This is a genomic window from Streptomyces sp. NBC_00576 (assembly GCF_036345175.1).
GTDB lineage: Bacteria > Actinomycetota > Actinomycetes > Streptomycetales > Streptomycetaceae > Streptomyces.
Window position 1 is genome coordinate 4,787,444 of record NZ_CP107780.1, and the last position, 13,169, is coordinate 4,800,612.

The 13,169-nt window shown below is 69.4% G+C and carries 18 protein-coding genes; 6 read left to right on the top strand and 12 right to left on the bottom strand.

Features of this window, described 5'->3' with window-relative positions; translation table 11 throughout:
* Positions 1 to 4: 4 nt before the first annotated feature.
* Positions 5 to 367, bottom strand: coding sequence for a DUF6415 family natural product biosynthesis protein (locus OG734_RS20365; RefSeq protein WP_330288955.1), 363 nt, complete (start codon positions 365 to 367; stop codon positions 5 to 7).
* On the bottom strand, positions 364 to 573 hold the full coding sequence (locus OG734_RS20370; RefSeq protein WP_330288956.1) for a hypothetical protein: 210 nt from the start codon (positions 571 to 573) through the stop codon (positions 364 to 366). The genes OG734_RS20365 and OG734_RS20370 overlap by 4 nt, the downstream gene beginning before the upstream one ends.
* Positions 574 to 746: 173 nt before the next feature.
* Here OG734_RS20370 and OG734_RS20375 point away from each other — a divergent pair, with 173 nt between their 5' ends.
* Positions 747 to 1,499, top strand: a complete 753-nt coding sequence (locus OG734_RS20375; protein ID WP_330288957.1) for a DUF6879 family protein — start codon at positions 747 to 749, stop codon at positions 1,497 to 1,499.
* Between the two features lie 12 nt (positions 1,500 to 1,511).
* On the top strand, positions 1,512 to 2,363 hold the full coding sequence (locus OG734_RS20380; RefSeq protein WP_330288958.1) for a helix-turn-helix domain-containing protein: 852 nt from the start codon (positions 1,512 to 1,514) through the stop codon (positions 2,361 to 2,363).
* A gap of 109 nt (positions 2,364 to 2,472) precedes the next feature.
* Here the strand turns inward: OG734_RS20380 and OG734_RS20385 are convergent, their stop codons facing one another.
* Genes OG734_RS20385 through OG734_RS20400 form a run of 4 tightly spaced genes read right to left on the bottom strand, consistent with a single transcriptional unit; the run spans position 2,473 to position 3,309 of the window.
* Positions 2,473 to 2,610 carry a hypothetical protein gene (locus OG734_RS20385; RefSeq protein ID WP_330288959.1) on the bottom strand — a complete coding sequence of 46 codons (138 nt, stop codon included), beginning with the start codon at positions 2,608 to 2,610 and terminating at the stop codon, positions 2,473 to 2,475.
* On the bottom strand, positions 2,607 to 2,798 hold the full coding sequence (locus OG734_RS20390; RefSeq protein WP_330288960.1) for a hypothetical protein: 192 nt from the start codon (positions 2,796 to 2,798) through the stop codon (positions 2,607 to 2,609). Before OG734_RS20390 ends, OG734_RS20385 begins: the two co-directional genes overlap by 4 nt.
* The gene (locus OG734_RS20395; protein WP_330288961.1) at positions 2,795 to 2,992 is read right to left on the bottom strand and encodes a hypothetical protein; all 198 of its coding nucleotides are present in this window, start codon (positions 2,990 to 2,992) and stop codon (positions 2,795 to 2,797) included. The genes OG734_RS20390 and OG734_RS20395 overlap by 4 nt, the downstream gene beginning before the upstream one ends.
* Positions 2,989 to 3,309 (bottom strand): hypothetical protein, encoded by a 321-nt coding sequence (locus OG734_RS20400; protein ID WP_330288962.1) that lies wholly within the window; start codon positions 3,307 to 3,309, stop codon positions 2,989 to 2,991. Before OG734_RS20400 ends, OG734_RS20395 begins: the two co-directional genes overlap by 4 nt.
* Before the next feature lie 291 nt (positions 3,310 to 3,600).
* Between OG734_RS20400 and OG734_RS20405 the strand changes: the two genes are divergently transcribed.
* Both OG734_RS20405 and OG734_RS20410 read left to right on the top strand, forming a co-directional pair.
* Complete coding sequence (locus OG734_RS20405; protein ID WP_330288963.1) at positions 3,601 to 3,879, top strand: GntR family transcriptional regulator; 279 nt, start codon at positions 3,601 to 3,603, stop codon at positions 3,877 to 3,879.
* Between the two features lie 299 nt (positions 3,880 to 4,178).
* Positions 4,179 to 4,424 (top strand): hypothetical protein, encoded by a 246-nt coding sequence (locus OG734_RS20410; protein ID WP_330294041.1) that lies wholly within the window; start codon positions 4,179 to 4,181, stop codon positions 4,422 to 4,424.
* Here OG734_RS20410 and OG734_RS20415 read toward each other — a convergent pair.
* The 4 genes from OG734_RS20415 to OG734_RS20430 form a co-directional block, all read right to left on the bottom strand.
* A complete protein-coding gene (locus OG734_RS20415) occupies positions 4,342 to 4,851 on the bottom strand; it encodes an NUDIX domain-containing protein (RefSeq protein ID WP_330293725.1) in 510 nt (169 codons plus the stop codon). The two genes, OG734_RS20410 and OG734_RS20415, sit on opposite strands and share 83 nt — an antisense overlap.
* A 182-nt stretch (positions 4,852 to 5,033) precedes the next feature.
* Complete coding sequence (locus OG734_RS20420; protein WP_330288964.1) at positions 5,034 to 5,765, bottom strand: hypothetical protein; 732 nt, start codon at positions 5,763 to 5,765, stop codon at positions 5,034 to 5,036.
* A gap of 6 nt (positions 5,766 to 5,771) precedes the next feature.
* Complete coding sequence (gene purU / locus OG734_RS20425) at positions 5,772 to 6,665, bottom strand: formyltetrahydrofolate deformylase (protein ID WP_330288965.1); 894 nt, start codon at positions 6,663 to 6,665, stop codon at positions 5,772 to 5,774.
* Positions 6,666 to 6,797: 132 nt separating this feature from the next.
* Positions 6,798 to 7,298 carry an SCO4402 family protein gene (locus tag OG734_RS20430; protein ID WP_330288966.1) on the bottom strand — a complete coding sequence of 167 codons (501 nt, stop codon included), beginning with the start codon at positions 7,296 to 7,298 and terminating at the stop codon, positions 6,798 to 6,800.
* A 117-nt stretch (positions 7,299 to 7,415) separates the two neighbouring features.
* Between OG734_RS20430 and OG734_RS20435 the strand changes: the two genes are divergently transcribed.
* On the top strand, positions 7,416 to 8,768 hold the full coding sequence (locus tag OG734_RS20435; RefSeq protein WP_330288967.1) for an ABC transporter substrate-binding protein: 1,353 nt from the start codon (positions 7,416 to 7,418) through the stop codon (positions 8,766 to 8,768).
* Positions 8,769 to 8,803: 35 nt separating this feature from the next.
* Here OG734_RS20435 and OG734_RS20440 read toward each other — a convergent pair whose 3' ends face one another.
* Both OG734_RS20440 and OG734_RS20445 read right to left on the bottom strand, forming a co-directional pair.
* Positions 8,804 to 10,639: a hypothetical protein gene (locus OG734_RS20440; protein WP_330288968.1), complete on the bottom strand. Its 1,836-nt coding sequence runs from the start codon at positions 10,637 to 10,639 to the stop codon at positions 8,804 to 8,806.
* Positions 10,640 to 10,769: 130 nt separating this feature from the next.
* The gene (locus OG734_RS20445) at positions 10,770 to 12,155 is read right to left on the bottom strand and encodes a transcriptional regulator (RefSeq protein WP_330288969.1); all 1,386 of its coding nucleotides are present in this window, start codon (positions 12,153 to 12,155) and stop codon (positions 10,770 to 10,772) included.
* A gap of 340 nt (positions 12,156 to 12,495) precedes the next feature.
* Between OG734_RS20445 and OG734_RS20450 the strand changes: the two genes are divergently transcribed.
* Positions 12,496 to 13,149, top strand: coding sequence for a bifunctional DNA primase/polymerase (locus OG734_RS20450; RefSeq protein WP_330288970.1), 654 nt, complete (start codon positions 12,496 to 12,498; stop codon positions 13,147 to 13,149).
* Positions 13,150 to 13,169 lie beyond the last annotated feature (20 nt).

Below are 13,169 nucleotides of genomic sequence, written 5' to 3' on the forward strand. Positions count from 1 at the left end.
ACCCTCACGACGTCGACCTGGTGAGGTTCTCGTGGTGATCGCAGAGGGCCACGACGGAGCGGGCGAGTCGCTTGACTCGCTCGAACTCGCCGCTCAGTCCCGCACGTTCGATCTCGTCGAGCCGACGGTGGGCTTCGCCGACACCGGCCAGCGCCGCCTTTGCCTGCACGTCGCCCTCGCGGATGTACCCGGTGAGCTGCTGGATGCGTGGGATCAGCCGCCACAGGTCGCGGTGGAAGGCGTGACCATAGCGCTGCACGTCCTCGTACCGGGGCAACGACGGTTCGTCGATGAACCGGACCGCCGAGTCGCGCATCGCCCTTGTGTGCTCTGCGTCCAGGATTTCGACTTGCCGCTTGACCGTCATACCGCCGAGCCCCCTTGCCGGAGCGTGTGCGCCAGCCTCAGGGCCACGTCCGCGCGTACACGCCCGAGCTCCACAAGACCGAGGGCGGGCGAGGCCGCGTCGACGGCGAGCGACGGGAGCACGATGCCGACCTGGTCGAGTGCCGTTCTCAGGGACTCCACGGCGGTGAAGGGGTCGATGTCTTGCGAGCTGGGTGCTTTCACCATGAACAGGACGGTAGACAGAGGGACTTGACACATACCATGCAATGTTCTCGAATGTTCTCTCAATCTGCTGAATGTTCTCGTGTGGTCTCACACGAAGGAGTGCACCCTGTAGATCGGCACAGCACGCTCGGTGAAGCTGGTGGGGACAGCACCCACACCAAGGGGAGGCGACCGTGGCACGACGACTGCGTTTCAACGGCACGGACAGCAAGAACGGCTCTTGCCCAGCCATCCACGAGGATCTCGACTCCGGGCAGGTCATCGTCCAGGGCGAGCAGCTCACCGATCTCGAGGACCTTGCCCAGCTCCGGCACTTCGGCCCCGCAGACGCGGCGGTCGTCGTACCGAGGGAACTCATCGTCAACCACGGCCCCAAGGAGATCGACCGAGTGCCCAAGTTGATCGACCTGGCCGAGTTCCGGCGGCTCTTCGAGACGTTCGAGCACACGGCCTGGCGCCTGGAGACCCGCAAGGGCTACTCATCGGACCGCGAGGACCCCACCTACGCCGAGTTCGTCGAGACCGGCGGCATCACCCTCGACTACGACGACGAGTGGTCGCAGAACATCCGCACCCAGACCGAGGCAGGCAAGACCATCGGCCGCGTGCGGATTGTCGACCAACAGCCCACCACCGGCCAGCTCTTCCTGCTCACCGACGCTCCGCGCAACGCAGCGGCCGGGGAGGACATGCGATACCTGTGGCGCAGCGACGCCGAAGCGCAGCGGCTTCCCGCCGAAGATTTCTGGATCTTCGACAGCCGGTTGATCGTCCTGCTGAACTTCGACGACGATGACGTCCTCCACGACGTCGAGGTGATCACGGAGCCTGCGGAGGTGCTCCGGTACTGCCAGGTTCGGGATGCCGCGATGCATCACGCCGTACCGTACGACCAGTTCGCGGCGCAGCTCAGCGCGAACGGATAGCGAGCGAGGCCGGTGGGCACAGACTTTCAGCAGGCCCGGGAAACTCTCGGAGTACGTCTCCGGGAACTACGGCTCTCGGCACCTGGAGGCCGGCTCACCGGCACGGACCTCGCCCAACGGCTCGGCTGGCCACACTCCAAGATCTACAAGCTGGAGAACGGCCGACAGACCGCGACCACCGAAGACCTGCGCGCATGGGCCGCAGGCGTAGGCCAACCGGAAGCCTTCGCCGAACTGGACGCGCGTCTCAAGGGCTTCGAGTCCCACATCCGCTCCTGGCGTCGTCAACTGGCTGCTGGGCACCGTCCCGTACAGGACAGCTGGAACCTTGAGGTCGGGCGGTCGAGAGCCATCTACGCCTGGGAGGAGGCCGTCGTCCCCGGCCTTCTCCAGACGGCCGACTACGCACGCCACATGTTCCTGCGGTACGCGGATCTCCAGGGTTCGGTGCGGGACACCGACGCGGCTGTCCGCGCGCGGATGAAGCGCCAGGAGTGGCTTTACGAAGGCGGCCACCGGTTCCACGCACTGGTGTGGGAAGCGGCTCTCCACGCTCTGATCTGTCCTCCGGCCGTCCTCGCCGGCCAACTCGACCGGCTCGCGGGCCTGATCGGCATGGACACTGTCGAGCTGGGGATCATCCCGCTGAGCGCCTCCCTCAAGATCCCCACGGCGAACGGTTTCTGGATCTTGGACGACAGACTCGTGATCACCGAGGACTGGCACGCGGAACTGTGGCTGAACGACGCCGACTCCGTCGCGACCTACCTACGGGTCTGGAACACGCTGCGGGAGTCCGCGGTGTACGGGGCCGACGCCCACAACGTCATCAACCGAGCCCGGCGGGCGCTCAACCTGCCTTGACGGCACCGTGGTCGCCGGACTACGGACACGGGAAAGACCCCCTCCGCAGCGTGGGTTGAGCAGAGGGGACCGTAGCGGACTTCAGCGTTGGGTGGGGCTCGGTCCGGCTCTACTGGATGATGGCCAGGACGTCGAGAACGAGCAGGACCGCAGCCCCGGACATGACCATGCGGGCGAGTGCCCGCCCATAGGACTTCAGCCGCGTCCTGCGCCGACCCTCATGTTCTGCAGGGGCAATGGCGTTCATACACACACTCCCGCCACCAGGACCGGCATCGGGCGGTGACACAGGCAGGTGCACACCAGGTAACGCAGCCCGGGAACACCACTCTCACGAGGTTCGGCGTCCCGGCACTTGTCGTGGGTGCCGATGGTGCAGCGTCCGGACACGTACGGAGACTCCGGCGCCAGGGCCGACTCCGGGGCAGCGCTCATTCGGGCACTCCGTTCTCGGCGTTCGACTCGAACCGGATGGGGCGGACGTCCCACATGCCGCCCCGCGCGTCCCGGTGGTACCCCTTGTGCCCCTCGTCCCGTACGCATGCCCCGGCCTCGCTGAAGATCGGGGCCCGGGAGAACATCGAGGCGCGGACCCTCCCGCACCTGGCAGCGGTCGTAACGCCGGTCATCGGGACCTCCCCCCGTCCAGCACGGAGTGAATGTCGCGGGTGTCGAAGCTGATCCGGAAGTCAGCGGCCAGCACCGCGACGGCGCGACGCCGCAACCGCACGGCTCGTTCGCGTGCCGTCCAATGGGGACGCACGCTCGCTGTACGAGGCACTGCGGCCACTTCGGAGGGCCGGACGTCAAGGTGCTCGGGCAGGTACGGCCGCGACAGGGCCGACGATGCTCCGTCGAGTGGCGCGCGGTCGGTGCTGTACGGGGAACGCGGGGTGACCAGATGCGCCACGAGGCGGCGTTGATCCTTCACGTCCTCGCTGGTCACGCTGGTTCGGCGTGGTTCAAGCGCCGCCTTACGCCGCCTACCGGTGGCAGGCAGGACCAAACACAGAATCAGCAGCGCTACTGGGCACAAGGCCCGGTGCAGTGCGACCGCGCTACGGTTGCGCACGTCGTCAACCTCCAGAGGGTTGGTGGCCATGCCCCGGGGTGTTCGCGCACCGCCGGGGTCTCTGTTTCGTCGAGCCTTCACAGTAGTGCGTGACGTACCTAGATGCATCACGATGTAGCTAGAGCTAATAATGTGGACAGATGTACGACTGCCTAATGTCGAGTCATGAGTCTTGATCCGGAATCCGGGCGCCCTCTCTACGCACAACTCGCAGACGTACTCGAGGCGAGGATCACGAGCGGGGAGTACGCACCCGACCGCATGATCCCTACGCCTGCCTCGCTGGCCGATGAATACGGCATCGCCCAGATGACCGCCCGCCGCACGATGCGCGAACTCCGGGAACGCGGGCTGATCTACACAGTCCCCGGCAAGGGGTCGTACGTGCTGCCTGCCGACTCGAAGAGCGGCGAGACGGAGGAGAACGGCCAGAAAGGGGATTAGGTGGCAGCGGCGGGACTCACACCGCCATGCTGCCCGGCACGCATCCCCGATGCAGCCCGACTACTTCGCCCGCAACGTCCGCACCATCCAGGTCCTCATCGACCGCGAGTCCATCATCACCGGAGCCGCCGCAGGCGGCGAACAGCCCTGGACGTACTACGACCTGGGCAGCGGCTACTGCAGCTACGACTTCTTCGCCAAGTGCCCCCCACCGGCTGGCCCGCGCACGCTGCCCGTTCTACGTCCCCAAGGACTCCACCCGCGGCCAGCTCCTGGCCGTCAAGGACGGCATCGACCAGATGCTCGAACAGCTCGACCTGACCGACGCCGAACGCGAAGCCCTCGAAGGGGACAGCAAAGCGGTCACCACCCTTGCCGAACGCCTCGCCGACACCCCCACACCCGCCGGCCCAACCCCCAGAGAGCTCGGAACAACCAGCGGGTTCATTCCTCTGGCCCAGCTCACGAACACCCTCTCCGCGAAGACGCCGGGTCAGCGCGACATGCAAGATACCGATCGGAAATCTCCTGACTATCAGGAGTGAAGGTCCACTGCTGCAGAGTCCGCCGCAGCTCGGATTCGGTCAGCCACCCGTGCCAGGCCACCTCTCCCGAGTCGGGGGCGACGATCTCCGGAAGCACGGCATCGCACACCCCAAGCCAGTGAGGGCTGAGCCCACCCCGGTTGAGGAACTTGAACCGAAGGCACACTGTCGCCCGCACCCCCAGCTCCTCACTGAGCTCGCGGGCAGCCGCCTGCTCATAAGACTCGCCGACTCCCGCAGCGCCCCCGACACCAAGTTCGTAGTGCCCTGGGAAACGGGACAGCTGCTCGGCACGCCGATGGACGAGAAAGCGACCTTGCCTATCGCGGCACACCACCACGCCAACCCGGTGCAGCCAGCCCTCCCGGACGGCCTCCCTCCGGCTGACCACTCCCAGCACTCGGTCCTGAGCATCGACACGTTCCACGAGTTCATCCACGACGCACACGGTCCCAGACACCACTGACACCCGACCGAAATGCCCAGAGGGTCAGGCCATTAGCCCGTCGGGCGAACTCCACTACACCGAACGAAAGGTCATGCTCCTGTCTCGATTCTCAATAACTTGCCATTTCTACGGACGCGCCGACCAGGCCGGTTCCCTTCAGGTCAGCGGCCTCCAGCCGGGCTTCGCCCAACGACAGGTCGCGCATCTCGCGTAAGACTCGCAACACCGGAACGAGACTGGTCTCCTTGGTCGCCAGGCGAAGCCGAGTGGACCCGTGCTCGGCCAGCAGTGCCTGCCTGACCTCTTCCGGGGCTGAGCCCGCGCCCATCTCGCACCACGCGTTGGGGCAGCCTTGCGGTGCCTTCGACCGCGTGATGGGGGTACTCGGGTGCCAGAGCCCTCTCGTAGACCGGCAGCGCGGAGGGGGTCAGCTCCTCCAGAGCGATGAGTTCCGGGCCGGCGTTGATCAGAGCTTCCGCGGTGCCTGCGGGATCGGCGTTCTCGTCGCTGACGTTGTGCTGGAGCGCCGTGATGTCGGGTGCGCCGGCGTCGCCGTCACTGGGGAGGAGCAGCCCGCCGAAGAGGTGTGCCCAGACGGCCACGGGGAGCAGCAGGGCCACCAGCGCGGTGGCCGAGCGGCGCAGCAGGGCCAGGACCAGGAGCATGGGGACGGCCAGGCCCAGCCAGGGGAGGAATGCCTCCACCAGGCTGCCCAGGTTGCCGACGGTGTTGGGCACGGCGGTGTGGAAGGCCAGCAGACCGGAAGTCAGCACGGCGAGCGACGCGAGAACACGCCCCCGCACCCAGGACGACCTGCCCTTGGCATCCGTGCCCCGCCGCAGCCGCCACCAGGGTGCCGCGGTCTCCGTTCGGGGCGCCTCGCCGCTGTTCACCTGTCTCTACGCGAACACCACAGTCCGCCGCCCGTTAAGCAGAATCCGCCGCTCCGCATGCCACTTGACAGCCCGCGCCAGCGCCTGGCACTCCACATCGCGCCCGATAGCGACAAGCTGGTCCGGCGTGACGTCGTGGGCGACGCGTTCGACCTCCTGCTCGATGATCGGGCCCTCGTCCAGGTCCGCCGTGACGTAGTGGGCCGTCGCGCCGATCAGCTTCACGCCTCGTGCATGCGCCTGGTGGTAGGGCTTCGCGCCCTTGAAGCTAGGCAGGAAGGAGTGGTGGATGTTGATGATCCGGCCGCTCAGGGCCTTGCACAGGTCGTCCGACAGGACCTGCATGTAGCGAGCCAGGACGACCAGCTCCACGTTCTCCGCGCGCACCAGCTCCAGCAGCTGCGTCTCCGCCTGGGCCTTCGTGTCCCTCGTCACCGGGATGTGGACGAAGGGGACGTCGTACGAGGCGACCAGTTCGGCGAAGTCCGTGTGGTTGGAGACGACCGCCGCGATGTCGACGGGGAGCGCGCCGATGCGGGCGCGGAAGAGGAGGTCGTTGAGGCAGTGGCCGAACTTGCTGACCATCAGGACGACCCGCATGCGGTCCTCGGCCCGGTGGATCTGCCACTCCATGTGGAAGGCGTCACCGATCGCCGCGAAGCTCGCCCGTAGCTTCTCCACCGTCACCGGCGCCTCGCCCGAGAAGTGGACGCGCATGAAGAACAGTCCCGTGTCCCGGTCGCCGAACTGCTGGCTGTCCTCGATGTTGCAGCCGGTCATGAAGAGGTAGCTCGACACGGCGTGCACGATGCCCTGCTTGTCGGGGCAGGAGAGCGTGAGGACGTACTGCTCGTTGGGCTGCTCGGCGGGGGCCGCGGCTCGGCTGGACTGCTCGTTCATGCCGGACAGGGTCCCATATCCGTCTGGACCGGCCGACTTCCGTCCGCCACCCGGAACGCACCGGACCGACCACCCTGACGGAACCTCCGGAGGGAACACCCGGACGGACCACCCGGACGGACCACCCGCGCCCTACGCCGAGCGCGTCAGTATCCGCAGTACCTCCAGCGTGCGCGGCGGCACGTCCGTCTCGTCGCCGTCGCTCGCCGCGAGGCGCACGTGGGCGTCCCGGGCCGCGCGGACCGCCTCCGGCCACCCGGCGTGGTCGAGATAGGCGGAGACGGGGGCGTCCGGGCCGACCTGGTGCATGATCCGCAGGACGCGGAGTACGGCGGTGTCGACGAGGGCGGCTTCCTGGGAGTCCCGGAAGATCGTGCCGACGTATTTCTCGGCGGACCAGCTGTCCAGCCAGGTGTCCTCGACCAGGCGGTACACGGCGTCGGTGACGTCCCCGTACCCGTCGACGCCGGCCAGCCAGACGTCCCGCTGGAACACCGGATCGGAAAGCATGTGCAGCGCGGAGCGCACATTGCTGCGCCAGCGCCACCACGGCATGTCGTTGAGTGGCATGCCGCCCATGGTGAGGGAGCGACGGCCGCGACGGGAAGAGTCTTCCGAACCTTGCACGGTCATCGATCGTACGTTCCCTTCGAAAATGAGATCAACACCCCCCGTAATTCACCTCCACGTCACCAACTGTTGACCGAGGGTCACACGCGGGTTGGCTGTGTGACGGAATCGTGCATGCCCATGACCGGCAGGCGACGCACCCGCAGCACCTTCCGCAACAACCTCCGCAGCAACCTCACCCGATCCGGGGCCGGAGTCCGGGCCGTACGGTCCGTCGGCGCGCTGGCCGTGTGCGCGGCACTCGCCGCCGGCTGCGGGGTCGTCCCCGGGACCTCGGACGGCTCGGTCGGCGGCGACATCACCGTCATGACCTGGGCGCCGGAGAACACCGACGCGACCAACAAACCCGGTATGCCGGCCATGGCGCAGGCGTACGCGCGCTGGATCAACGCCACGGGCGGCCTGAACGGGCGCAACCTCAAGGTCCTGACCTGCAACGATCACAACGAGCGGGTGGCAGCCGCAAAGTGCGCCCGGCGCGCCGCCGACGAGGACGTCGTCGCGGTCGTCGGCTCCTACAGCCAGTTCGGCGACGACTTCCTGGGCCCGCTGGCCTCCGCCGGAATCCCGTACATAGGCGGCTACGGCGTCACCAACGACGAGTTCACCAACCCGATGTCCTACCCCGTCAACGGCGGCTCGCCCGCCCTCCTCGCCGGTCTCGGCAAGGAACTCGCCACCGTCTGCGGCCCCGTCGCCCTGATCCGCCCCGACTCCATCGCGGGCGACCAGCTCCCCCAGCTCCTCGACTCCGGCCTGCGGGCGGGCGGCCACGCCCCGGCGCTGGACCAGCTGGCCGCCGAGGACGCCACCGAGTACGGGACGCAGACCAAGCTCGCCCTGGAACGGGCGACGCACACGGAAACCGGGAAGACCGGGACCGGGACCGGGACCGACGACGAGGGGTGTGTGGTGCCGGCGCTCGGGGACCGTACGAACACCTTCATGGACTCCTTCCGGCGCGACCGCCAGGACTACCCGGACGTGCGCACCGCCGCCGTGCTCGGCAGCGTCGACCAGACGGTGATCAACGCGAACGGCGGAAAGTCGGGCCCGTACGAGGACTCGTACATCACCGGCTGGTACCCGGCCGCCAGTGACGCCCGCTGGGACCCGATGAAGAAGGTCATCAGCGAAGAGGCATTCGGCGACAACCGCATCGACCCGCAGGACGCGGGTGTGCAGACCACCTGGATCGCGTACACCGTCCTGAAGGCGGTCGTCGAGTCGCTGGAAGGGGGCGAGGTTTCCTCGCTCACCGTCCGGCGGGCCCTCGACGACGGCCTCCGGGTCCCCACCGGCGGCCTCACCCCGACGCTGCGCTGGCGCTTCGAGGACCTGCTCGCGGTGGTCGGCTTCCCGCGTCTGGTCAACACGCAGGTGACCCTCCAGATCGTCCGCGAGGGCCGGCTCGTCGCCGCCCGCAAGGGCTTCGTCGACACGTCGAAGCTGCTGGAGAGCGTGGAGGACTGACGAGCGGCCCCTCTCGGAGGGACCGCCGCGTCGGGTCAGAGCTGCGTGGACTGGCGCTCCGTCAGGCCGTACGACTTCGCGATCGTGTTCCACAGCTCGGCCGCCTTGGCCTTCTGTGTGGTGGCGATGCCGCTCTGCTGGTTGCCCTTCGCCGTCTGGCCCGACGTACGGGCCTGGCCCTTCTTGCAGCCGTTCTTGCCTGCCACCTGGTCGGCCCAGGCCGCGTAGTGGTTGTCGGCCGACTGGGACGCCTGCCACGCCTTGGTGAGGGCGGCGGTCAGCTGGGCGTGCTCGGGAAGCTTGTCGACGGGCAGCGAGGAGAGCCGGGTGACCAGCTCGCCGCGCTGCTGGGCCGCGCCGCGCAGGTCCGTGGCCGCCTGGCCGAGGTTGTTGCAGGACTTGACGTCCGCCACGGCCTTGATCACCGCGTCGCGGCTGTTGTTGCTGTCGGCGAGCAGCTTGTCCAGTTCGACGGCCTGCGCCTTGGCCGGGTCGGCGGCCGGCGCCTTGGACTCCTCCGGCGCGCCCGAGGTCGCCGCGACCGTCTTGTTGTCCGCGTCCTTGTCGCTGTCCCCGCCCCCGCTGCTCAGCAGGGCCCCGGCGCCGATCCCGAGCACGGCGATACCGACCCCGAGGGCCGCGATGACGGGCACCCGCGAGCGTCTCCGCCCGCCGTGGCTGTCGTCCATGTCATGGGGGGCGGCCTGGAAGCCGTACGGGGCCTGCTGGGCGGCGTACGGAGGCTGCTGGGCGTAGGGCGGCACGGGGGCGGGCTGCTGTGGCTGGTACGGCTGCTGGTGCTGCTGTGGCTGGACACGGGGCAGCTGCTGGGTGGCGCCGGCCGGTGCCTCGGCGCCGGGGCCGCTGCGGAAGAGGTTGTCGAAGTCGGCGGGCGGCTGACGGTCGTCGGTGCCGCCCGGGCGTATGCCGTACGACCCTCCGGGCACCGGCGGGATGTACTGGGTGGCGTCGGCGTCGGAACCGCCGGGGGCCGCCTGCGGTACGCGGCCCAGGTACGTGGTCGCCTCGGCGTGCGTCTCGGGCGGCAGCGCGCCGGGGCCCACCGGCGGCAGGAACTGCGTCGCCGCCTCGTTGACGTGCGGGGCGCCCGGAATGGGCGCGGGGCCGTGCGCCGCGACCGGCGGGAGGTACTGGGTGGCCGGGTCGGCGACCGGCCCGGGGGTGCCGGGAACGGGCGGTATGTACTGCGTCGCGCCGTCGTCGACGGGCGGCAGCGGAGCACCGGGCGCGGCGGCGTACGGGACGGCCGCACCGCCCTCGGGGGGCAGCGGGGCGCCACCGTACTGCCCGTACGGCTGAGGCGCCTGCTGCCCGTACTGCGGGGCCGCAGGCGGCAGCGGCGCGGACTCGGCACTGTGGGAGCCGTGCGCGGCATGCGGTACGGGGAGGGGGGCGCCCGGGGTCGGCTGGGCGCCGTAGCCGGGCTGCTGGGCCCAACCACCGGACGCGCGCGGGTCGTTGTCCCACGCCGGTGCCGACGGCGCCTGTTGCCCGGGCTGCTGCTGCGACTGCGGCTGCTGGGGGTGGAACTGGCCCTGCGCGCCCCACTGTTGGTGCTGCTGGGCGTCGGGCGGCGTCGGCCAGCCCTCGGCCGCATGAGGTTGGGCCTGAGGCTGTTCCTGAGCCTGGTGCTGAGCCTGGTGCTGGTTCATGTCCGGGCCCCAAGGCTGTCCCCATGCCTGACCACCGGTCGGGTTCGGGGCCGGGGGCGGCGCCGGGGCGGGAACCGGCCGGCCTGCGCTGCCCCCCGTCATACCCGGCAGCAGCGGTTCGCCGCCGTCGGAGGGCAGCACGATGCCTTCGCGCGCCACGCGCGGCGAGGGCTCCTCGCCCTGTCCACTCTGCGTCACCGGGACTCCAACTAATGGGGGACCTTCGGAATCGTCGGTTAACGCTACCGGGTCCCCGGAATCCGATTCCACGCAGCACAGGACCAGACCACTCCCCCACCAGCCACTCAGCGTCCCACTGTGTCTCCTGTCACGCTGCCGCCCGCAGGTCCAGCCGCGCCCCGAACTCCCGGACCACCGGTTCCTCGCGGTACGGCTCCAGGCGCGCGTGGAGGTCGTCCAGGTACTCGGCGCCCCGGTTGGAGCGCAGGGTGCCGAGGAGATCCACCGCGCGCAGACCCGTGTGGCAGGCCTCCTCCACCTCGCGCTGCTGGACCTGTGCCGTGGCCAGCAGCACCAGCCCGATGGCCCGGCGCCGCGCCCGCGTCTCGGGGTGCCCGTCCAGCGACTCCTGCGCGCACCGCGCCGCCGCCTCGGCCTGGCCGAGGTCCCGGTGGCAGTGCGCCAACTCGTCGGCCAGGTACGCCCCGTCGAAGTGCGCGATCCACGCCGGGTCGTCCCCGGACTCCGGATCGGCCGCCTCCAGCGCGTTGACCGCGCGCCCCGACGCCAGCTGGGCCGCCCGCGCGTCGCCCATCAACGCGTGCCCGCGGGCCTCGGCCGCGTAGAACATCGACTCCGCGCGCGGGGTCACCCTGCCACGCGCCCCCTCCTGCGCCGCCCGCGCCAACTGCGCGATCTCCCGCGGGTTCCCGAGCTGCGCGGCGAGATGGCTCATGGAGGCGGCGAGTACGTACCCTCCGTACCCCCGGTCCCCGGCTGCCTGGGCGAGCCGGAGCGCCTGGATGTAGTAGCGCTGGGCGAGACCGGGCTGGCCGGTGTCGACGGCCATGTACCCGGCGAGTTCCGTCAGCCGTGCGACGGCGGCGAAGAGATCACGCCCGACCGCCTCCCGGTACGAGCCCGCCAGCAGCCCGGAGACGACGCTGTTGAGGTAGTGCACGAGCACCGGACGCACATGTCCGCTGCCGTACTGGTGGTCCAGGTCCGTCAGTGCCTGCGTCATCGCGCGCACCGCCGCCACGTCCGACGGCCCCACGCGTGGCCCCGCCTGGCGCGACACCTGGGAGTCGGGGGACGAGATCAGCCAGTCGCGGCTGGGCTCCACGAGCGCGGACGCGGCGACGGACGAACCGGAGAGGAAGTCCCGCCGGCCCACGTCACTGCGCCACAGCTCACACACCTGCTCGATGGCGCCGAGGACGGTCGGGGAGAACTGGAGTCCGACGCCCGAGGCGAGGTTCTTGCCGTTGGCCATGCCGATCTCGTCGATCGTGACCGTACGGCCGAGTTTGCGGCCGAGGGCCTCGGCGATGATCGCGGGCGCCCGGCCCCGGGGCTGCTGTCCGCGCAGCCAACGGGCCACGGACGTCTTGTCGTACCGCAGATCGTGGCCGTGCTCCGCACCGCACATGTTGACCCGGCGGGCCAGCCCGGCGTTCGAGCAGCCCGCTTCCTGGATGAGCGCCTGCAACCGTTCGTTCGGCTGCCGCGCGACGAGAGGCCTTGCGGCCATGGCGTACCCCCCTGTGGCTGCGGTGCCGTGCCCACGCACCGAGTTGACGTGTCTTCCGTGCCCGGAACCCCTTCCGTACGCGTCCTGACAGCGGACGAGTACGGCGAAAAGATCCGGCCTTGAAGATCAATGCCCCGCAGACATGCCGACAATGCGAAGCATGTGAGGATTGCCGGGGTAAAGGCGGTTGCCCAGCCCCACCCCTGCCTACCCAGCCCCGCCCCGGATCCTCCTGCGCGCCCCCGCTCGTGCCTCCATGCGCCCCGGATGCGGAATCGATGCACCTCCCCCGCGCATGTGACATGCGTAACTCATGATTCCCACTAGAGTTGTCCTCATCGTGGAAGAGACCATCGCGGGCCCTGATGCTGCCCAAATCCCCAAGCAACGCGGCGAATCCCTCTTGGAAACCGCCGTCCGTTACGCCGAAGAACGCCACTGGGATGTGTTTCCCGGAACGTGGCTGGAAGCAGTCGACGGGGTGCAGCGCTGCTCCTGCGGCGACACAGCGTGCGCCCTGCCCGGCGCACACCCGTCGCAGCCCGACTGGGCGGCGCAGGCCACCGGCAGCGCGACCGTCGCGCGCCGGCTGTGGACCGAGCAGCCGACGGCGTCGATCCTGCTGCCGACCGGCCATACTTTCGACGCGATCGATGTGCCCGAGACGGCCGGGTTCCTCGCGCTGGCGCGCATGGAGCGGATGGAACTGACGCTGGGGCCGGTGACGTTGACGCCGGATCGGCGGATGCGGTTCTTTGTGCTGCCGGGGGCGTCGGCGAAGGTGCCTGACCTTGTGCGCAAGTTGGGGTGGTCGCCTGCCTCGCTGGACCTGGTCGCGATGGGCGAGGGAGCGTATGTGGCTGCGCCGCCCACTCGGTACGGGACTCGGGGGGCTGTGCAGTGGGCCTGCCGGCCTACGCCTGCGAATCGGTGGCTGCCTGATGCGGAGGAGTTGATCTCGCCGCTCGCCTACGCCTGCGGGCGAGATCGGTAACTTTCGCGGTTTGGGGTGCC

Excerpts from the sequence above, each read along its gene's own strand:
- OG734_RS20365 (WP_330288955.1), bottom strand. The coding sequence starts at position 367 with ATGACGGTCAAGCGGCAAGTCGAAATCCTGGACGCAGAGCACACAAGG.
- OG734_RS20370 (WP_330288956.1), bottom strand. The coding sequence starts at position 573 with ATGGTGAAAGCACCCAGCTCGCAAGACATCGACCCCTTCACCGCCGTG.
- OG734_RS20385 (WP_330288959.1), bottom strand. The coding sequence starts at position 2,610 with ATGAACGCCATTGCCCCTGCAGAACATGAGGGTCGGCGCAGGACGCGG.
- OG734_RS20390 (WP_330288960.1), bottom strand. The coding sequence starts at position 2,798 with ATGAGCGCTGCCCCGGAGTCGGCCCTGGCGCCGGAGTCTCCGTACGTG.
- OG734_RS20395 (WP_330288961.1), bottom strand. The coding sequence starts at position 2,992 with ATGACCGGCGTTACGACCGCTGCCAGGTGCGGGAGGGTCCGCGCCTCG.
- OG734_RS20405 (WP_330288963.1), top strand. The coding sequence starts at position 3,601 with ATGAGTCTTGATCCGGAATCCGGGCGCCCTCTCTACGCACAACTCGCA.
- OG734_RS20410 (WP_330294041.1), top strand. The coding sequence starts at position 4,179 with ATGCTCGAACAGCTCGACCTGACCGACGCCGAACGCGAAGCCCTCGAA.
- purU (WP_330288965.1), bottom strand. The coding sequence starts at position 6,665 with ATGAACGAGCAGTCCAGCCGAGCCGCGGCCCCCGCCGAGCAGCCCAAC.
- OG734_RS20430 (WP_330288966.1), bottom strand. The coding sequence starts at position 7,298 with ATGACCGTGCAAGGTTCGGAAGACTCTTCCCGTCGCGGCCGTCGCTCC.
- OG734_RS20435 (WP_330288967.1), top strand. The coding sequence starts at position 7,416 with ATGACCGGCAGGCGACGCACCCGCAGCACCTTCCGCAACAACCTCCGC.
- OG734_RS20445 (WP_330288969.1), bottom strand. The coding sequence starts at position 12,155 with ATGGCCGCAAGGCCTCTCGTCGCGCGGCAGCCGAACGAACGGTTGCAG.